This is a genomic window from uncultured Porphyromonas sp., from assembly GCF_938023125.1.
Lineage (GTDB): Bacteria > Bacteroidota > Bacteroidia > Bacteroidales > Porphyromonadaceae > Porphyromonas.
Map to the genome: position 1 here is coordinate 42750 of NZ_CALHDW010000014.1, position 19801 is coordinate 62550.

The following is a 19801-nucleotide window of genomic DNA, read 5'->3' on the forward strand; positions in this document are numbered from 1 at the left end:
GAGTAAGTCCTTTTAGTTCTTTTATTCTACGTTATCTTCTTCTGTTTCTAATCGTTGTTCTTGTGTGTTGTCAGTGATCTCTTCATAATCATTAGAATCGACTTCGGAAGTAAGGTTTACTTCTTCATCAGTAGCACCCTCTTTTAGTAGGGCCTTTTCAGCTTCTAATTCTTCGCTGGCAACAATACATACAGAGGCAATTTCGTCTCCTCGGCTCGATAGGTTGATGAGCTTGACCCCTTGAGTTGCACGCCCTATCACGTTGATAGATGACATGGGCATACGTATAGCCACGCCACTTCGATTGATAATCATCAGGTCGAGTTCGTCCGTTACAGAGCGGAAGTCTACGAGAGATCCCGTCTTCTCTGTGATCTGCATGGTCTTTACTCCCTTACCACCGCGATTGGTGATGCGGTAGCTGTCGAGAGTGGTACGCTTACCATAACCACATTCACTCACTACCAAGATGGTTTCCTTTTCGGGGTCTTTGAGTGCTACCATTCCTACAATAGCATCTTCCACACCCTCGTCTAAGATCATACCACGTACCCCGGTAGTAACGCGCCCCATTGAGCGGACTTTGCTTTCGGGGAATCGGATGGCTCGGCCTCCCTTATTGGCAAGGAGTAGCTCGGTCTTACCATTGGTGAGACGAACGCTTACCACGCTATCGCCTTCGTTTAGTTTGATGGCGAATACTCCCTTGCTTCGGGGGTTAGAGTACGCCTCTAGCGGAGTCTTCTTGATCATCCCCTGCTGGGTCGCAAACACGAGGTAGTGCGAAGCCACAAATTCGGGGTCCTTCTGGAGTTTCTTGATGCGGATGCACGCTGTGATGCGGTCGTCCGCTTCGATGTTGAGGATGTTTTGGATTGCGCGTCCCTTGGTGCTTTTTGCGCCTTCCGGGATCTTGTAAACGGGCAACCAGAAGCATCTACCCTTGGTGGTGAAGAGTAGTAGAGTAGCATGCATGGAGGCAGAGTATATGTACTCAATAAAGTCCTCTTCTCGGGTTGTTGAGCCCTTCGATCCTACACCTCCGCGCGCTTGGCTACGGAAGTCACTTAGGGGAGTACGCTTGATGTATCCTAGGTGTGAGATGGTTATAATCATCTCATCATCTGCATAGAAGTCCTCGGGGTTGAATTCTTCGCTAGAGAATACGATCTCGGTGCGGCGAGGGTCTCCGAACTTTTCTTTTACTTCAAGTAGCTCGTCTTTCACTACCTGCATGAGTAGCTCGTCGTTGGCAAGGAGGCCTTCGAGATACTCGATTGTTTTCATAAGATCGTCAAACTCAGCACGGAGCTTGTCGCTCTCTAGGCCTGTAAGAGCACGCAGACGCATGTCTACGATAGCTCTGGCTTGTAGCTCTGATAGCTCAAAGCGCTCACGAAGACGCTCCTGAGCCTCCTGGGCATTTTCGGATGAGCGTATGATGTGGATAACCTCATCGATATTGTCTACCGCAATGAGCAACCCTTCTAGGATATGGGCACGTTCGCGTGCTTTTCGGAGGTCGAAGATACTGCGGCGACGCACTACATCGTGTCTGTGATCCACAAATTCTCCGATCAGTTGCTTTAGATTGAGTAGGCAGGGGCGCCCCTTTACGAGCGCAATGTTGTTGACATTGAAATAGCTCTGTAGGGAAGTGAGCTTGAAAAGATGGTTGAGCACCACAGAGGCGTTGGCATCGCGCTTTACTTCTATCACGATGCGCATACCTCCCTTACCGCTCGATTCGTCACTGATATTAGAGATACCCTCGATACGGCGCTCATTTACTAGTTGAGCTATGTCGCTTACAAGTTGGGCTTTATTTACTTGGTAGGGAATCTCTGTTACAATGATATTTTCACGACCATTATTATCGGTCTCAATCTCTGTGCGAGCTCTTAGTACGATACGTCCTCTACCGGTCTCAAAAGCCTCTTTTACACCGGTATAGCCATATATGAACCCTCCCGTTGGGAAGTCGGGGGCCTTGACGTAACGCATAAGATCGGCAACCTCTAGATCACCACCTGCATCTATATAGGCAACGCAGCCGTCAATACACTCTCTCAGGTTGTGGGGAGCCATATTGGTGGCCATACCTACAGCAATACCCGAAGCCCCATTGACAAGCAAGTTGGGGAAGCGGGTGGGGAGCACGGTTGGCTCTTGGGTCGTATCGTCAAAGTTATTCTGGAAGTCGACGGTTTCCTTGTCGATATCACGCAGCATCTCTCCGGCCAGCTCCGTAAGACGAGCCTCTGTATAACGCATAGCAGCGGGCGAGTCTCCGTCTACCGAACCAAAGTTCCCTTGGCCATCCACTAAGGTGTATCGGAGGTTCCAAGGCTGAGCCAAACGTACCAAGGTCATATACACAGCACTATCACCATGGGGGTGGTACTTTGCAAGCACTTCACCAACCGCCTTGGCAGACTTACGTGTGGGCTGAGAATGTACGTTACCCATCTCATTCATTGCGTAGAGTACGCGCCTATGTACAGGCTTAAATCCATCGCGAACATCAGGTAGAGCACGAGATACAATTACCGACATTGAGTAGTCAATGTAGGCTGATTTCATCTCGGTCTCTATGTCGATCTTTATTATTCGATCTTCTATATCTTCCATATTTATAGTGCTCTAGGTTGCAATTCTCCTTGGTCTCTTCTCTTAGAGAAGGGCAGGAGTTGTATCCTAAATTTATACGCTAGTTTTCGTTCCGAAGTAGGGTGGTTTTCTTTCCCTTTCTACTCTGTTTCTATTTTGTTTTCACCCTATTTCCCTTGGGAGTTTTGGGTGAGTTTTTTTCTTTTTCCACCTGCTTCCCTCGCTCGGAATTGCAGTCTATACCGATCCCAAAGGTACAACAATTTTTGCTTTTATATTCCCTTTTCCCTTGGAGATTGCAGGGAGAAGTGTCGATGGAATCCTTGGGGGCGTATGAGGGGGCGATCGGAAAGGGAATGCCCTAGGCGTAGAGAGCCTTTTCATGATCTTACCGTAGAGGATAAAAACAGAGGGGGCTACCACTCCAAGAACGGAATAGTAGCCCACCTCAAATCTAGTGAAAGTGTGTGTTTGTCCCTGTTAGATTCGGTCTGTTCAGAATAAGTAAGATATCCCAATTGTAACCTCTGTAGGTGATGTAGGGCTCATCATAGCATAGTAAGTGATAGTGCTGGAGAGGTTTTCGGAGCCTTCAAGTGAGGGCATCTCCTCCTGGCCTTGTATGTGAGAGAAGCGCAGTGCCCCTTCTGCGAATACATGGAATCTAGATGCCTTGTCGATAGCGACATGTAAGCCCACTCCTGCCCCGGCACCTACAAATAGAGCCGCACTACGATTCCCTTCCGGAGTGTAAGAATCTTTTGTTGGTAGATCGTAGTAGCATCCGATTTGTCCTTTGAGCGAAAGGAAGAAGGCAATCGTTTGAGCCATCGGTCCTTGCCCAAAGTAATAGCGGAGAGTTGGAGCTGCCATTATGGATTTGGGAGCACCATTCCAAGCCGTCAATGCAAATTCACTCCCAACGTAGACTTGCTCGCGTACATTTCTTAGGTAGCCAAGTTGAGCCCCATAGAGGAGAGAAAGAGGCTTGAAGTAGAACATGTTGCTAGGCGAGGGGATGCGAGCCGACTCCATAGCCTGGGTATAAACCACTCGAGTGCCCTCGGTCGTCTGAGCTTGTAGGGGCTTCGCCGAAAAAGCAATGAGGGCGAGAGAGCCCAATAGAAGATTGCGTAGAAGATTTGATTTCATAAGCGTATAAAGTTAGTTTAGTAGTTTAATTGAATCCCTGCGGAGATGGCAAAGGTTAGGGGGTGCTGCTTATAGAATGTTTGCAGACGACTTTGGTCGTCGAAGTAGTACGCCATTCCGGTCTCTACAAATAGACCTAGGTGAGGTATAATATCGTAGGCCATGCCCACCTTTCCTTGCAGCGAAATTTGCCATGGGGTTTCTCCCAGACTTGCTCCCATAAGGGTGCTACTGATGGCTTTGTCCAGACGAGCCGAAGCTCCTACATAAGCGCGCAAATCTTGTACTTGGTAGAATGCAAAATTGAAGCCAACAGGGATGCCTAGGTAATGGATCTGCTGCATGGCTCTACGGCCCGTAGATCTGTAGTTGCTTAGATCACTGCGTAGGAGGGTGTAGACAAGTCCGGTCTCTAGCGCAAAATGACGACCCAGATCGAAACTTACTTTAGCTCCTAAGTTGAAAGGAAGTTTGTGTGCAAAAACAGCCGATTCGTAGGCAAAAGCTGTCCCTGGAGAGGATAGGGGTTGATTGATGGTACGCGACATCAATTGCAGGTCTCCCCCGGTCTGAGATGGGCTCTCGCCATATTTCCCGGAAGCGGATATATTGCTGATAAACAATCCGGCTCTCATTTGTGAGTTGGTGCGTGGCCCGGCATCGGCTAGCAACTCTTGTTGGGAATTTTTATTTTCGGGGGCTTCGGGCCCTATAAATGTATTCTTAGGTGTCTCTTCGGGTTGTGGAGTCTCCACTTGAGTGGGTTCTGTCTTTGGCTCCGACTGAGGTTGGGTAGCTACAGTTACCGGTTCTATGCTCTCTTCTTTTACGAAGGAAGAGGATAGAGGTGTGGCCGGAGAGGCTGGTATTTCCTCAAATGTTTCAGGGGGCGAAGGGTGTGACGGCTCTACAAGTTCGTTCTGAGCAATGGCATTTGTTGGGTTTGCTTGGGGGGAGGTGGGCTTCTTGAGCATAACCCAGGTAAGACCGGTAACTCCGACGGCAAGGGTGGCAGCCGCTGCGGCTCCATAGCCTTTATATCGAAGTATTTTAGCCCCCTGTTGCAATAAAGCTATGGAGGCGGCTACTCCATACCACTTTTTGAACCTAAGAAGTCTAGCCCCCTTGTGTGTAGAAGCAGGCGTAGACGCTTGAGGTAAACTCGCCTCGAGCTTGCTCCATTCTGCATCAAGATCGAAGGGGAGACTCTCCTTTTGGGGAGCTTCTTCCACCTTCTTCTTGAGAGCTTGGAGCCAAGGCTCTAGCGGTTTCTGTGGTGTGTTGTTGTTCATTCTATTGAGTTCTTATCTCTTTAGCTCCTCTCTTTGAGGGAGAAGGAGTGTGGTGTGTTGTTTTAGTTGTTGCGCTGCCAAGAGGTTATTTTCTGAGCTAATAGCTTCTTAGCACGTGCTAATTGAGAAGAGGAGGATCGCTCGTTAATCCCTAGCAGTTGGGCGATCTCTCGGTGCGACTTCTCTTCGAATACATAGAGATTGAAGACGGTGCGATACCCATCGGGGAGCTCGCGTATAAAGCCTTGTAGCACCTCTTCGCTGATGCTTTCGATGGATTCTTCCTCCGGAGCATCGTAGGGCGTCTCTTGGTCGGCATCTAGTTCCTCATCGAGGGAATGTATGGTTATGCGTTGTTTTTGCCTGAGCCACATGAGACTATCGTTGAGGCAGATGCGAGAGAGCCAGGCTTTCAGGGAGCCTTCGCCCCGGTATTCGAACTTTTCTATCTTCTGATAAATCGAAAGAAAAGTATCGTGCATCAGATCTTTTGCTACCTCTATGTCACCTACATACCGCTGTATCAGGTGTAGTAAGAATGGTGCATAGTTGTGGTAAAGCTGACGGTATGCCTCTCGGCTACCAGCCTTACAGCTATCGCACAATTCCTGTTCTGTCATTATCTCCAGTCTACTTCTACAAGGGGGCCACTGCGAAAGTAGAAAATATTTTTCTTGTTTTCGTCTCCCAGCCAGGCTTCGTATACAGATTCTTCCTTTTCGTTGAGATAGCAGTTGAGCAAGATTATATATTCTTTGCCACGGTAGCTAACTGCAATTTCGGCGTTGTGTATATCATCCTCCGGGCGGAAGGGACCGAATGCTAAGTAGGGCGATTTGCAATAGTTTTGATGGGGAAGCAGGAATCTACTATTACCGGTTGTGAGTCCGAGTCCATCTATTTTATTTTCCTCTAGGAGGGGGTAACTTTCGCCACGATAACTAATCTTGTAGAACGAATATTCCTTTCTAGGAATAGAGAGATCATTTGTTAGATTATCCTTGTAAAGGCAACTGTCCGCCAGGCGCGGGTAGATATATAGGGTAACGGGTGCAGCCTTTGCATTCTTCGAAACACGGAAGGCCTCTCCGTTATTCTTGGGGTGAATGATTACGTTGTTCAGTTCCCTGGTTTGAGGCTCTAGCTCATCGTCAACCCAAACGGAGCTGATGAATCTATTTCCCTTGAGTGTATGGGTGAAAGAGATGCGGCGACGTTCTTTGCCGGGGAGGTTAAGGTACAATACTTGTAGATCCTTATAGTTAGGTTGGAACTCCCCGAAGCTAAGAACGTAACGACCCGAGTTTTGGCGTAAAAAGAAGTCTCTGTACTCCTCCTTGGTCGCACGCAAGCCTCTTCCTATGCGATCGTGGAGGGGGTAGTTCTTGCCCTCGTAGTCGATGGAGATAGAGTCGAGTAGTGCGAGCCCTTCGTCGGTTGTTGGGTCGATCAGCGATTGCCCTTTATCATCAACAAGAGCAATCTCAAGATTTTCGTTACGATAATCCCAAATGAGGCCTTCGTGAGGACCCAGGGAACAACCGCTAATCGTAACCACAAACAGGAGTAAGAACAAAAACTTAGTATAGCGCAGTATGTGTTGGTGTGTTGGGCGCATTCCGTTGAGTTGGTGTGTTGGGCTCGTTGGATTCATTACTTCGTTTTTGTTTTGCTCCTTGTGAGCTTCTATTTTGTTTGCTTTAGTTTTTCTTTCTGTTTCTTGTCGTTTAGAAGCTCTCTTCTGGAGTTACCCCCTTTGAGCGAGCTTCTATAAGGTAAATGCACGATACCCCCAAATACTGCACGAGGTTGAGAAAATATTTTTCTCAACCTCGCTAACTGTTTAAAAATGAGGAGAAATAAGCTTTACTTTTTTCTCTCTATTCCCTCTAGTAACTTGTCGAATACTTCTCCTCGGGTAATTACACCGTTTTCTACAGCCACTGTTTCTATTTCTCCTTGGGCGCTCACCGTGCCATCGGGGAATAGTATGTATTGCTCAAAAATAAGCTTGGCTCCTTTTTTATAGCAATTAAGGGCGCTTCTAAAGCGATCTCCGCCACGGAGCGACTTCTTGTAGGTGATGGAGACCTTGTATACAAAGGCGTCGATACCGGCTTCGTGCATCCCGCTAAAGCTCTCTCCTAGCGACTCTAGAAACTCATGACGCGTATGCTCCATGTAGTGTTGGTAGTTGGCATTGTTTACAACGCCCTGCAGATCGCACTCGTAGTCGCGTACTTTTAGGTCAATCGAGAAGAGGTAATCTTGATCTTTCATCTCTCCGAGAGTCGTTTTAATAGGTCTATACTTATTTGCTTTGCGTATCTGTTTCGAAGGCTTCTTGCTGCACCACTCGCTCCTCGAAGAGGTATACACGATCTCCGGGGCGCACCTTAGAGGGAACAGGGATAGATACCCGTGTACCTTGTTCCCCTCGCTCTACGGGCTGTAGATCGAAGCGAATTTCTTGCAAAGTGATGCGTACTAGTCCGGTTGTTGGGCCCGTGATCAGAATTTCGTCTCCTAGGGCCAAACTTCCGGCTTCTAGGCTTAGCTCTGCCACCCCTAGTTTGCTAAAATAGTTGGTTACTTTGGCTTTGTATATCTTTTGTTTGGTGGCGGCAGAGCCATAAATAGGTGTCCACTCCCCAAGATGTTGCCCCAAATAGTATCCATCCCAAAAGCCTCGATTGAAGACAGTTGATAGCCGAGCATCCCACTCCGCAATGCGCTCCAGGGTATAGGTTCCTTCGGAGATTGCTTCTACTGCTTCTCGGTAGCATCGTACCACGGTGTCTACATATTCTGGCCCTCGAGCTCGCCCTTCGATCTTGAAGACACGCACTCCGGCATCAATCATCTTATTGAGGAAATGGATAGTCTTGAGGTCTTTGGGCGACATGATGTTGGCATTGTCCACCTCTAGTTCTATGTCGCTAGTCTTGTCGTGCACGCGATAGGCCCGCCTACAGACCTGCCCACAGGATCCCCGGTTGGCGCTCTTATTCAGTTCGTGTAAACTCAAATAGCACTTACCCGATACAGCCATACAGAGAGCTCCATGAGCAAACATCTCAATGCGGATGGGCTCGCCCTTTGGGCCTGTAATAGGGTCTGTTTCTATCGCCTGATGTATAGCATCCACTTGCTCCATGTTGAGCTCCCGGGCAAGCACCACTACATCGGCGAATTGGGCATAGAAGCGAAGGGCTTCCGTATTGGATATATTAAGTTGTGTAGAGAGGTGTACCTCTACACCTACTTTGCGGGCATAGGTCATAGCCGCAACATCGGAGGCAATGATAGCCGATACGCCGGCTGCCGCTGCATCGTCAATGAGTTGCCGCATATAGGTCAGGTCTCCATCATAAATGATGGTATTGACGGTTAGGTAGCTCTTTACCCCGGCTTTGCGACAGATCTCGGTGATTTTATAAAGGTCTTCTCTCGTAAAGTTATAGGCACTTTTGGAGCGCATATTAAGCCCTTCAATGCCAAAGTAAATGCTATCAGCCCCGGCGTTGATAGCTGCCATCAGGGATTCGTATGAACCTGCCGGAGCCATTATCTCTAGAGAATGTAGCTCTGTTTTTGCTGCACTTTCGATCTCTTTCATATCACAAAGGTAGTGCATGGCTCACAAAAAACAGTTGTTTTGCCATGTGAGCATTGCACTTATGATGACGTATACACTACGCTTCTTCTTGAGAATTTCCTTTGGAGCGTTCTCTTCGAGGTAAGTTATCCCCAAGGAGAAAAAATGCAAGATACTTATTCAGTCGAATCGCTTTAGTAACAAATAAGGAGGCACCTATCACGAAGAGGGCATTGAGGGTTGCTAGTGTTGTTTCGACAAGGAATATTCGGTTGGGGTTCCCAATTTGATCCAGAAAATCTTTGACCATGGGAAGCTCAGGAAGGAGGAAATAGTGTATGAGGTAGATAGGAAGAGTGTTCTTACCTAAGTAGATGAATAGAGGAGAAATGGTCTTCTTTCCATCTCTGAAGTGTAGCCGTGTCACTATATTATAGAGGATAATTAAGCCCGAAATAGTTATGACATAGTCGTATCTCCAGCGATTGTAGGCAACCTTATCATAGAAAAATAGGAAAAACAGACAAGCTGCAATTGCCACAAGTATGGGCGACTTGAGTAAAAAGACGTACTTTTCTTTCTTAGATAGTAAGTATCCGATGAAGAAATAGGGAAGCAATTCATCTACTTTAGAAAAGCTAATCATTTTGTAGATTCTTTCGTGGCTCGTGAGTAGACTGGGAGCTATGAAGAGACGGACAAGTAGGATGATTGCAATCATCCAGAAAAGCTCTAGGAACAAATTTTCCCCCTTTCGAGAGAAAAATGGTAGCTTAATAGTTAAATGGAGCAGAACTTTGAAGAGCAGAAAGAACAAGAATGTTTGGAATAGAGCCAGTGTAAACCAATACCCTGCATGCATCGTACTAGGCACAACGGACTCTAGGTAAAATGTTCGAGCCGCTTCTACATTCGCATTCATGCATAAGGCGTACAAGATGGGTATGATAAGGAGTGGTAAGAGTAATTTTTGTGCTTTGGATTTGATGTATTTAGGAATCCATGTTAAGTTCGCAGTGCTGGGGTTTTTACATCCTGACAGATACCCCGATATAACAAAGAATAGGGGCATGTGTATACTCGCTAGGGCTATGAATGCTATCGCGCTTTCATGTTCGACGAAAGAAAAGTAGAAAGAGTGCCCTATGACGACAAGAAGTATAGCTACTCCTTTGAGAAGATCAACATTGCGATTGTACGTTGTAGACATGGTATTTATACTTGAGTGAAAAGCTATCTTACATGGAACTTTTGATACTCCTCTATAATTTGGAAGGGATTAATTCCCAAGGATATTGCGATTTGTATGGCAACCAATAGAGGGGAAGGGGAGTGCTATTTTTTCCTGCTCCCCCTAGAGGCTTCTGAGAGCTTGATTACTTATACAATAAGTAGCAAAAGAATTTGTGCCGTGATGATCCGTAGAAACATAGAGAGAGGGTAGACCGTAGCATAGCTTACATTGTGGCTATCGTCGTACACTTTGTCTGTGAGATAATCTAGAGCCATGGGGTTGGCCATGCTCCCACACAGCATCCCACAAGTAGCTCCATAGGAGCGGTGGGAAAACTTCATGGCAATCCAGCCGACAATCAATATGGGAAGAATGGTGACAACCGCCCCTATCAGTACCCACTGCCAGCCGTTGCCGTGTACAATGGTATCGAAGAAATTCGCTCCACTTGCCAGCCCTAGGCAGCCTAGATACATCACGATACCAAGTTGGCGTAGTAGCAAGCTCGCACTATTGGTTATGTAGGTTGAGAGTCGGAATCGAGGCCCGTATGCTCCCATTAGAATTCCTATGACAATAGGTCCTCCGGCCAATCCTAATTTTATGGGCATGGAGATACCCGGGATAAATATAGGAATTGACCCAACAACGCACCCTAGCACCAATCCTACAAACAGGCTAATCAGATTGGGAACATCGAGTACGCCTACTTCATCCCCAATCTTCTCTTTGGCATTGGCAATAGCGTTGGCTTCTCCTACCACAATTAGGCGGTCGCCTAGCTGAAGGCGCAGAGAGGGTGAGGCAAATAGCTCAATACCGGATCGATAGATGCGCGTTATGTTAATATCGTAGAGATTACGGAGTTTGAGAGAGCCTAGCTTTTCTCCATTAAGATCGGGGCGCGTAACGATGAGTCTTTTGGAGACGAGCTGTTTGTCTACGGCGTTCCAATCAATGTCTTCTCGGTTCCAGTCCTTCGAAGCCTTAGTGCCAAAAAGCATTTCTATCGTTCGAACATCCTCTTTGTGCGAAGCAACAAGCAGGTGATCCCCTTCCGTAATAATGGTTTGAGAGGTGGGTAAAACAACAGCTCCATTATGCCAAATGCGAGAAATAACGAACTTGGCATCCACATCGTGTGCAATAGCTGCAATAGTGCGTCCTAGGATGGCAGGGTTATTGGCAATAAACTCATTGATAAACGTATTGTGCTGGATGGCAGAAGAGCCTTTCTCCTCTCCTTTTTTGCGAAGAGCTCCGAGGATCACCATCCCAAGGATCATCCCTACAACACCCAAAGGATAAGCTACAGCACATGCCAGCGCCATATTGGATTGAGCATCTGTGGAGCCGGGATCAATGCCGGCAAGTGTGCTTTGTGCCGCTGCCAATACCGGCGTGTTGGTTACTGCGCCAGACATGATCCCGATTACTTCTGTTATGGGAATGCCGACCACTGTATAAATGCCCCAACAGAGCACTAGAGTGATACTAATTAGCAGTACCGAGAGTAGATTATCTGTAATGCCTCCCTTTTTGAGCGAGGGGAAAAACGAGGGCCCGACTTGCACTCCCAGAGAATAGATAAAGAGCACTAAGCCAAAGTTTTGTGCAAAAGTGAGCATCGTGGGGTCTACTCGCAATCCAAAATGTGCAACAAGGATTCCCACGAAGAATACAAAAGTGATCCCGAGGGATATCTTGCCCATTTTTATTTTTGCCAGCATCAGCCCTACGGCACAAACAAGGCAAATGGCAATAATGGTTTGTATGTCGGACGGTGTCCAAAACACCTCTTTAATCCATTCAATCATAGCCCAAAAAGGAAAGTCTTTAGCCCTTAGATCCTAATACAGGAAGAGGGTGTTTCGCTTACAAAACAAATAAAAGAACCGACCTCCAGACCCTTGTTTGTACAGGGTTTAGAGGTCGGTAATGTTGTGCAAATATCATATCGCTAAGGCATTGCTAACCTTTGTCTGTGCAGATTTCTACTATAGTGTGCGACTATAGAGTGCCCGAGAGTAAGGCCTACCCCCTCCCTAGAGGAGCGAGAGCGATACTTATATTCTAGTTTATGCTTCTGTAGTAGCGTCTGGAGTTTCTGTAACCTCGGGAGCTACTTCTACAGCAGGAGCTTCTTCTACGATCTCCTCCTTCTTGATTTCTAGTTCCTGATAGTTTTCAGAAAGAACCTCAAAAGGAATGCTTACTTGCACTTCTTTGTGGAGACGGAGTTGGCATTCGTAGTTTCCAACTTCCTTCACGGGGTTCTTTAGGTAGATGCTCTTACGATCGATCTCAAAGCCCTTTTCTTGGAGAGCTTCTGCGAGTTGGATGCTAGTAACGCTACCAAAGATAACACCAAACTTAGATGTTTTAGCTTTGAGCGAGAGAGTAACACCCTCTAGTTTAGCAGCAAGATCTTCAGCAGCTTTCTTGATGGCTGCGAGCTTGTGCTGACGTTGGCGGAGGCTTTCGGCAAGCACCTTCTTTGCAGATTCGCTAGCTATAACAGCCATGCCACGAGGGATCAGATAGTTGCGGCCATATCCGTCGCGAACGGTTACAATATCGTCCTTATACCCAAGGTTGAGGACGTCTTCCTTTAATATAACTTGCATATGTTTCTATCTCCTCTCTTTGTTATTTCATCAAGTCGGTAACAAAAGGCAAAAGAGCCAAATGACGGGCACGCTTTACAGCACGAGCTATACGGCGCTGGAATTTGAGTGAAGTCCCAGTGATGCGACGGGGCAAAATGCGTCCCTGCTCGTTGAGAAATTTCTTAAGGAATTCGGGGTCTTTATAGTCGATGTACTTGATGCCACTTTTCTTAAAACGGCAATACTTCTTCTTGTTAGAATCCACCGACATGGGGGTTAGATAGCGGATATCGCCCTTATTCTTACTATACATGGCTTATTGATTTGTTGACTTGTTAGACTTGAGATTTCTGCGCTTCTCGGCATACTCACGAGCGAACTTATCCTGACGGATAGTGAGGAAACGCAAAACGCGTTCATCGCGACGGAAGTTTACTTCGAGCTTCTTGATCACAGAGGGTTCTGCGTTAAACTCAACAAATTGATAGAAGCCTGTTGTCTTCTTGTCAATGGGGTACGCAAGCATCTTGAGTCCCCAGTTTTCTTCGTTCACGATCTCAGAACCTTGTTCTTTAAGAAGATCGACGAACTTCTGTACCGTTTCCTTCATCTGTTGATCAGACAAAACGGGAGTAAGGATGAAAACGGTTTCGTAACTGTTCATACTGACGTTTCTATTAATGATTTACATTCACATTTCGGCTGCAAAGGTACTACAAATATTTGAATCTTAGGCAACTCTTGGAGTCTAATCTGCTAGGAATGGTTTTCTAGCTTCAGTAGTTTAGTCTCTAGGTCGTTGGCTTCATCTCTTAGTCTTGCTGCCTCCGAGAAGTCAAGCGCTTTCGCTGCTTCGTACATTTTCTTGCGGGTGCCGTCGAGTAGGCTTCGGAGCTGAGATGCACTAAGATGCTCTACCATAGGATCTTTTGTGGGTATGCTGTACTCAATGTAGGCTTTGTCGGGGAGGGTAGAGGGTAGGTCGCCTCCAGCGACTAGGCTTGTGCCCAATTTTACAACCTGGCGCGGGGTTATGTTGTGCGCTTTGTTGTAGGCAAGCTGTCGTTCTCTGCGGTCCGCTGTCTCATCGATGGTTTGCTGCATGCTCTCCGTTATCTTATCGGCATAAAAAAGAACCTTCCCCTCTACATGTCTAGCTGCACGACCTGCTGTTTGAGTGAGGGAGCGGTGCGAACGCAAAAACCCCTCCTTGTCGGCATCGAGGATGGCAACGAGGGAGACTTCGGGAAGGTCCAGTCCTTCTCGGAGGAGGTTAACCCCCACTAATACGTCAAATACCCCTTTGCGTAGCTCGTCGAGGATGCGTATTCGCTCCAGGGTGTCTACATCGCTGTGGATATAGGCCGTAGCTATGCCGGCTCTCTGGAGGTATTCGCTTAGCTCTTCTGCCATTCGTTTGGTAAGGGTCGTGACCAGCACTCTTTGATGCCGTTCTCTTCTCTGTTGTATCTCCTCCATGAGGTCGTCTACTTGATGTTCTGTAGGTCTGACCTCTATGATGGGGTCCGGCAAGCCTGTGGGGCGTATGATTTGCTCTACAACTACCCCTTCGCTTTCTTCTAATTCGTACTCAGCAGGCGTTGCACTTATGTATATAGTAGAGGGGGTGAGTTCCCTAAATTCGTCGAATGTAAGCGGGCGGTTGTCTAGGGCTGCTGGGAGGCGAAATCCGTAATCAACAAGGGACGTCTTTCTCGCCTTGTCGCCTCCATACATGGCTCGCACTTGGGGAATGGTTACATGGCTCTCGTCCACTACGAGTAGGAAGTCTTGAGGGAAATAGTCGAGGAGGCAGAAGGGACGTGCGCCAGCAGTTCGCCCATCGAAATAGCGGGAATAGTTCTCAATCCCGGTACAATAGCCGATCTCGCTCATCATCTCTACGTCGTACTTCACACGCTCTTGTAGGCGGGTGGCCTCGTAGTGTTTCTCCATGCTTTCTAATTCTGCAACACGGAGCGCAAGATCTTTCTTAATCTCTTCGATAGCCAGCTTTGTCTGCTCTTTGGAGGTGACAAATAGGTTGGCGGGGTAAATACTTAGGTTGTCTAGATCGCCTTGTACCGCTCCGGAGACGGGGTGGATAACCGAGAGTGAGTCAATTTCATCGTCCCAGTATTCTACCCTGTATGCTACACCATCATACCCTTCCACTGCCGGGAAAATATCAATAGTGTCGCCATGTACTCGGAAGCTTCCTGAGGTGAAGTCTACTTTGTTGTTGATATAATAACTTGCTGCCAAGTCGCGCATGAGCTGACTTCTTGGGTAGGTCATCCCTCGTTTTAGGGTGATGATGCAATCCGAAAAAACACGAGGATCGGCCATACCATATAGGCACGATACTGATGAAACGACAATTACATCCCTTCGACCGGATAGTAGAGACGCCGTAGTGCGTAGGCGCAACTTTTCTATCTCGGCATTGATGGCCATGTCCTTTTCTATGTAGGTGTCTGTAGTCGCCAGATAGGCCTCGGGTTGGTAGTAGTCGTAGTAGGAGACGAAGTATTCCACCGCATTGTGGGGAAAGAAGGCTTTGAATTCGCTATACAACTGGGCTGCCAGAGTTTTGTTGTGGCTTACAATGAGAGTGGGGCGATTCGCTTGTGCTATTACGTTGGCGATGGTAAAGGTTTTTCCGGAACCTGTGACTCCAAGGAGAGTTTGTGCCGGTATGTTTTGTTGAAGCCCTGCAACAAGTTGATTGATGGCTTCCGGTTGATCGCCTGTTGGCTTGTATTGGCTTGTTAGTTCAAAGTTCATAGGGTAGGAGAGAGGCAAAGATTTGGAATGATGTCCGATAAAAAAGAATCCTCTCCAAGATGCCATCATAGCACTGGGAGAGGATTTTCCACTATCACTTTTGAGCCTCTTGTCGGATTCGAACCAACGACCCCGAGATTACAAATCACGTGCTCTGGCCAACTGAGCTAAAGAGGCATTCATAGGGTTGGGGTGAGCAACCTATATCGCGTCGCTACAACCTGCTACCCTTGCTGCGATCAAGCCCTGGGGGGATCACAAGGAGCTGACCGTATAGGACTCACCCGCGAGTGCAAAGGTACTGCTTTTTTTTATTCCTGCAATAGGCAGGTGATGCGAAGTGTAGGTTGGGGACTATCTTCTTTTGTTTTACCCTCTTTTTCTGTTTGATATTCAGTGTTTTGCTGAATTGTTAGGCGGTGAAACTTTTTTGAGTTTATTTGAGCCCATGCACTTTCTTGGGATTGGATTTGACAAAATCGGACCAATTTCGGATGACTTTGTCTGACGAGGAGAGGGGATTGCTCGTCTGGTAGAAGTGGCAGAGTGCTACCGCTAAGCCGTCTGTGGCATCAAGATGTTTGGGCATGTCGGCTACCGGTATGGCGAGTATTCTCTGTAGCATAGCTGCTACTTGCTCCTTAGATGCGGATCCGCTCCCTGTGATGGATTGTTTTATGCGTAGTGGGGCGTATTCTGTAATGGGGAGCCCGCGTTGCAGTCCTGCTATCATGGCGGCGCCTTGGGCCCTGCCGAGCTTGAGCATGCTTTGTACGTTCTTGCCGTAAAATGGGGCTTCGAGGGCCATCTCGTCGGGTAAGAACTCCTCAATCAAGCCGGTAATCCGACTGAATATATGGTTTAGGCGGAGGTAATGATCTTCGTATTTGCTTAGTTCAATTACGCCCAAGGCGAGTAGTTTGGGCTGAGTGGCCGTAATGCGAATCAGTCCATACCCCATGAGTTGTGTCCCCGGGTCTACTCCTAGTATAATTCGCTCTTTTGCATGTGCCATCTTCTTTGTCGTCTTTTTATCTCCACAAAGATACTCTCTTCTTTCTACGAAAGAGAAAAGGGTGGGGAGGTGGAGCTCCTATTTTTTGCTCTCCTTTGTGTGAGGGTATCCCCTAAAAAGAAAAGGGCTGTATCAGGATTTAATCCTAATACAGCTCTCTTTATAGATGAAAAGTAATTTCTAGTTCTTCCTATCTTTCCCGGAGGAATGCTCCATCTTGCATCTCGTTTGTGGCAAGAGCTAAGAGGAGAGGCGAACGATATCTCTTACTTAAAGAATTCTTGTACTGCTTCGTTGAGTACCATCTCCTCCTGGAAGCAATATGCACCCGTCTTAGGAGACTTTACCATCTTGATTACCTTAGAATAGGCGCGGCCATCTTTACTACCGCTTCTAAAAGTTGCAACGGATTTCTTTGCCATTTCTTTTCTCTCCTATATTTACTTAATCTCGCGGTGAAGAGTATAACGCTTAAGGATAGGGTTATACTTCTTTAGCTCCAAGCGGTTAGTTGTATTTTTACGATTCTTGGTAGTGATATAACGAGAAGTGCCCGGCATACCACTTTCTTTATGCTCTGTGCATTCGAGGATTACCTGTATTCGATTCCCCTTTGCTTTTTTAGTTGCCATATTGATTCTTTGCTATTGCTGCTATGAATTTATGCGCCTATATATCCTTTTTCTGCGGCACGCTTTAGAGCTTCGTTAAGACCGATTTTGTTGATCAAACGAAGACCATCTGCTGAAACCTTGAGGCGGATCCAGCAATCTTGTTCCGGCCAATAGAATTTCTTCTCGAAGAGGTTTACATTGAAGACACGCTTCGTCTTATGATTAGAGTGCGATACATTGTTTCCTACCATCGCACGCTTACCTGTGATTTGACAAGCCTTAGACATCTCTTTGTATAGTCGTTATTTCTTATTATACTCATTGTCAATTACTTGCTGCGCACATTGCTGTTCGAAATGAAGTTTAGCATCATTACTTCTATACGATCAAGCGCCCATGCCGAGCCGTAATCGGGTACAAAGTAAAGCATTTTTTTTGAGATGACCAAGTTTCTCACTCGTGTTTTTCGGTTTATAGGCTCTAGTATAAAGCCTAATGGAGGGGAGAGGGGTGGAAAGGAGGGGAGAGAAACCTATCCCTATTGCGATTTTCTTTCTTAGGATAGGTGGAGGGGAGTCTCCGTGGCAAGGGGAAGATGGGAGGTCGAGCTGCATATGTGTAAACAAAAAAAAAGGATACCCTTTTGTATCCTTATCTGCTCTAGGATTCTGCAAAGCGGAACCCTCTCGTAAAATCCCTTTCCTACTAACTTGAGTAGTGGGTTAGGGTGCCCGAAGCGGGACTTGAACCCGCACAGCTGCAATAGCTAAGGGATTTTAAGTCCCTCGTGTCTACCATTCCACCATCCGGGCGACCTCATAGGCGCACAGAGCCACCCACGTGTAAGAGAGTAGGATAAGCTACTTTCTTTTACAACAAATCCTCCAAAGGGTTGTATAAATCATATAGATTCATCATAATCCCTGTGGAGGATAGAGCGGAAGACGGGGCTCAAACCCGCGACCCTCAGCTTGGAAGGCTGATGCTCTATCGACTGAGCTACTTCCGCATTTCCTTCTTGTCCTAAACAACTGCTAGGGAGAAGTGTATTCTGTGCGTGGGCAGTGATGGATTCGAACCACCGAAGGCGTAAGCCAGCTGAGTTACAGTCAGCCCCATTTGGCCACTCTGGTAACTGCCCGAATTGCACTCAAGATCGCTCTCCGAACTTGAACCGAGTGCAAAGGTACAAACTATTGATTAATCTCGCAAGAGAAATCAATCATTTTTAGTGCCGTCAGTGCAGCTTCTGTACCCTTATTGCCCAATTTCCCACCGGCACGATCGAGAGCTTGCTGCTTGTTTTCGGTGGTTACGAGGCCAAAAATAACTGGTGCTGAGGCATTTCTATTGAGGGAGGTGATACCATAGCTTACGCCATCACAAATGCAATCGTAGTGCGAAGTTTCCCCTCTAATTACGCATCCTAAGATGATAACAGCATCGTATAGGGTCTCTGCTTGGAGGAAAGAGGCCGCTGCATAGGTCAGTTCGAAGGCTCCCGGCACGTAAGCCACTTTGATGTTTTCTGTGGGTACCCCGGAGGCTTCTAGTGCAGCCAAGGCTCCATCACGGAGGGCAAATGTGATGTCGTTGTTCCACTCGGCTACGGCTATGGCAATATGTAGTTCTTTGGGAGAGCAACTACGCAATTGGTAGCTTGTCTCCATGTGATTTTGTTCGAGACTTGTCATTGGGTCTGTCTGGGTTTGCTATTGTAATGGCTTTATAAATAAGAAGGGGAGTGTACCTTTAGAGGGTGATCTCTATCTCACGACTCCGGGTACCTCCCCTTCTTTTATCTATGCTTGGCATAATCTGTCTAGAGATGTATGCCTTTTGTTTTTATTACTTGCCGGCAAGAGCTTTTACGCGTACAATGTCAGCTTCTGCCTGATCTACCTCAGAAGAAGTGTAGTACTTTTCTACAATTTTTTCGTAGGCTGCAATGGCATTATCGTACTTCTTTTGTACTTCGTACACACGAGCCGCCTTTTGTAGACAGCTGGGAGATACTACGTCATTATCGGCAAGAGATGCGGCCTTTTCGAAGTAGGTTACGGCTTCATCTAGCTTGTCTAGCTCTACCATGCAATCGCCCATGAGGCGTACAATGGAAGGAGCTACCATTTTGTCTTTGGCATCGAATTTCTTGAGTTCATCCAAAGCTTCTTGGTATTTCCCAAGATCGTAGTAGGCAATGCCTGCATAGAGATGACTTAGATTGGCAGCATCAGTGCCGGAGTATTCATCAATAATCCGGAGGACGCCTTCCTCACTTACACCGTTTACTTTGAGTACAGCGCTATCTGCACCCATGATAAATTGCTCTTCGCTGCGGAACAATTCTGCCGAGGCCTTAGCTGCACGAGGCTTACTTACATACTGTATGTATGCCCATATACCAAAGGCCACAACAATAACTCCTAATACGCCATACATGATGGGCTTGGAGTAACGCTCTGCAAACTGCTCGCCACGCGAGATAACTTCTCCGGCAGTCGTCTCTTTTTCTTTTTTCGATTCCATGTTATAAGTTCAAATACCTATCTGACATTTTATTTTGGGGCAAAAGTAGCAATTTCTCTACAAACATGAAACTTTAATGCGGTCTTCTGAGGTGTCTGACTACCCTACCAATGAGCAATTATCACGGAAAAATAACATGAGAGCAGTGGATTTACTACCTCTACAATAGGGGCGTTTGATGAATTATACTCCAAGAATTCCCCCGAGGATGAGGCTTCTATAGCTAGACTTCTTCTGAGAAAAGATGTTATTTGGCTCTAAATTGCCCCACGATCGCTGTCTTCGTTCTCTAGGAAGCGTTCACCCCTAAAGCTCTTCCCAACGGAGAAATAGTAGGTGAGAGACAGGCTTGCTTTCCAGC

General features: G+C 46.9%; 19 protein-coding genes and 4 tRNA genes. All 23 read right to left on the reverse strand.

What is annotated here, in order from left to right:
• Positions 1-21 precede the first annotated feature (21 nt).
• Positions 22-2631 carry a DNA gyrase subunit A gene (gene gyrA / locus Q0090_RS04240; protein WP_297947778.1) on the reverse strand — a complete coding sequence of 870 codons (2610 nt, stop codon included), beginning with the start codon at positions 2629-2631 and terminating at the stop codon, positions 22-24.
• 474 nt (positions 2632-3105) lie between these two features.
• Positions 3106-3762, reverse strand: a complete 657-nt coding sequence (locus tag Q0090_RS04245) for a hypothetical protein (RefSeq protein WP_297947780.1) — start codon at positions 3760-3762, stop codon at positions 3106-3108.
• Positions 3763-3779: 17 nt separating this feature from the next.
• On the reverse strand, positions 3780-5054 hold the full coding sequence (locus Q0090_RS04250) for a hypothetical protein (protein WP_297947782.1): 1275 nt from the start codon (positions 5052-5054) through the stop codon (positions 3780-3782).
• A 62-nt stretch (positions 5055-5116) separates the two neighbouring features.
• Positions 5117-5674, reverse strand: coding sequence for a sigma-70 family RNA polymerase sigma factor (locus tag Q0090_RS04255; protein WP_297947784.1), 558 nt, complete (start codon positions 5672-5674; stop codon positions 5117-5119).
• Entirely contained in the window at positions 5674-6708 is a 1035-nt protein-coding gene (locus Q0090_RS04260) for a hypothetical protein (RefSeq protein ID WP_297947786.1), read from the reverse strand. Before Q0090_RS04260 ends, Q0090_RS04255 begins: the two co-directional genes overlap by 1 nt.
• Positions 6709-6920: 212 nt before the next feature.
• Positions 6921-7334, reverse strand: a complete 414-nt coding sequence (locus Q0090_RS04265) for an acyl-CoA thioesterase (RefSeq protein WP_297947788.1) — start codon at positions 7332-7334, stop codon at positions 6921-6923.
• A 31-nt stretch (positions 7335-7365) separates the two neighbouring features.
• Positions 7366-8673: a peptidase U32 family protein gene (locus Q0090_RS04270; RefSeq protein WP_297947790.1), complete on the reverse strand. Its 1308-nt coding sequence runs from the start codon at positions 8671-8673 to the stop codon at positions 7366-7368.
• A gap of 76 nt (positions 8674-8749) precedes the next feature.
• Entirely contained in the window at positions 8750-9862 is a 1113-nt protein-coding gene (locus Q0090_RS04275) for an acyltransferase (protein WP_297947792.1), read from the reverse strand.
• A gap of 170 nt (positions 9863-10032) precedes the next feature.
• Positions 10033-11703, reverse strand: a complete 1671-nt coding sequence (locus Q0090_RS04280) for a putative transporter (protein WP_297947793.1) — start codon at positions 11701-11703, stop codon at positions 10033-10035.
• Positions 11704-11964: 261 nt separating this feature from the next.
• Positions 11965-12513 (reverse strand): 50S ribosomal protein L9, encoded by a 549-nt coding sequence (gene rplI / locus Q0090_RS04285; protein WP_297947795.1) that lies wholly within the window; start codon positions 12511-12513, stop codon positions 11965-11967.
• Between the two features lie 22 nt (positions 12514-12535).
• Positions 12536-12808 (reverse strand): 30S ribosomal protein S18, encoded by a 273-nt coding sequence (gene rpsR / locus Q0090_RS04290; protein WP_004333478.1) that lies wholly within the window; start codon positions 12806-12808, stop codon positions 12536-12538.
• 3 nt (positions 12809-12811) lie between these two features.
• Entirely contained in the window at positions 12812-13159 is a 348-nt protein-coding gene (gene rpsF / locus Q0090_RS04295; RefSeq protein WP_004333484.1) for a 30S ribosomal protein S6, read from the reverse strand.
• A gap of 92 nt (positions 13160-13251) precedes the next feature.
• The gene (gene uvrB / locus Q0090_RS04300) at positions 13252-15282 is read right to left on the reverse strand and encodes an excinuclease ABC subunit UvrB (protein WP_297947798.1); all 2031 of its coding nucleotides are present in this window, start codon (positions 15280-15282) and stop codon (positions 13252-13254) included.
• Between the two features lie 103 nt (positions 15283-15385).
• Positions 15386-15459 (reverse strand) — tRNA-Thr (locus Q0090_RS04305).
• A gap of 259 nt (positions 15460-15718) precedes the next feature.
• A complete protein-coding gene (gene ruvC, locus Q0090_RS04310; protein ID WP_297947800.1) occupies positions 15719-16297 on the reverse strand; it encodes a crossover junction endodeoxyribonuclease RuvC in 579 nt (192 codons plus the stop codon).
• A gap of 266 nt (positions 16298-16563) precedes the next feature.
• Positions 16564-16719 carry a DUF4295 domain-containing protein gene (locus Q0090_RS04315; RefSeq protein ID WP_297947802.1) on the reverse strand — a complete coding sequence of 52 codons (156 nt, stop codon included), beginning with the start codon at positions 16717-16719 and terminating at the stop codon, positions 16564-16566.
• An 18-nt stretch (positions 16720-16737) separates the two neighbouring features.
• Positions 16738-16929, reverse strand: coding sequence for a 50S ribosomal protein L33 (rpmG, locus tag Q0090_RS04320; protein WP_004333464.1), 192 nt, complete (start codon positions 16927-16929; stop codon positions 16738-16740).
• A 29-nt stretch (positions 16930-16958) separates the two neighbouring features.
• Entirely contained in the window at positions 16959-17198 is a 240-nt protein-coding gene (gene rpmB, locus Q0090_RS04325; RefSeq protein WP_004333471.1) for a 50S ribosomal protein L28, read from the reverse strand.
• A gap of 441 nt (positions 17199-17639) precedes the next feature.
• Positions 17640-17723 (reverse strand) — tRNA-Leu (locus tag Q0090_RS04330).
• A gap of 124 nt (positions 17724-17847) precedes the next feature.
• Positions 17848-17920: transfer RNA gene (locus Q0090_RS04335), tRNA-Gly, on the reverse strand.
• Between the two features lie 49 nt (positions 17921-17969).
• A tRNA-Tyr gene (locus tag Q0090_RS04340) sits at positions 17970-18052 on the reverse strand.
• A 52-nt stretch (positions 18053-18104) separates the two neighbouring features.
• Positions 18105-18605 (reverse strand): 6,7-dimethyl-8-ribityllumazine synthase, encoded by a 501-nt coding sequence (gene ribH, locus Q0090_RS04345; RefSeq protein ID WP_297947805.1) that lies wholly within the window; start codon positions 18603-18605, stop codon positions 18105-18107.
• Positions 18606-18759: 154 nt separating this feature from the next.
• Positions 18760-19440 (reverse strand): tetratricopeptide repeat protein, encoded by a 681-nt coding sequence (locus tag Q0090_RS04350; protein WP_297947807.1) that lies wholly within the window; start codon positions 19438-19440, stop codon positions 18760-18762.
• Between the last annotated feature and the right edge of the window lie 361 nt (positions 19441-19801).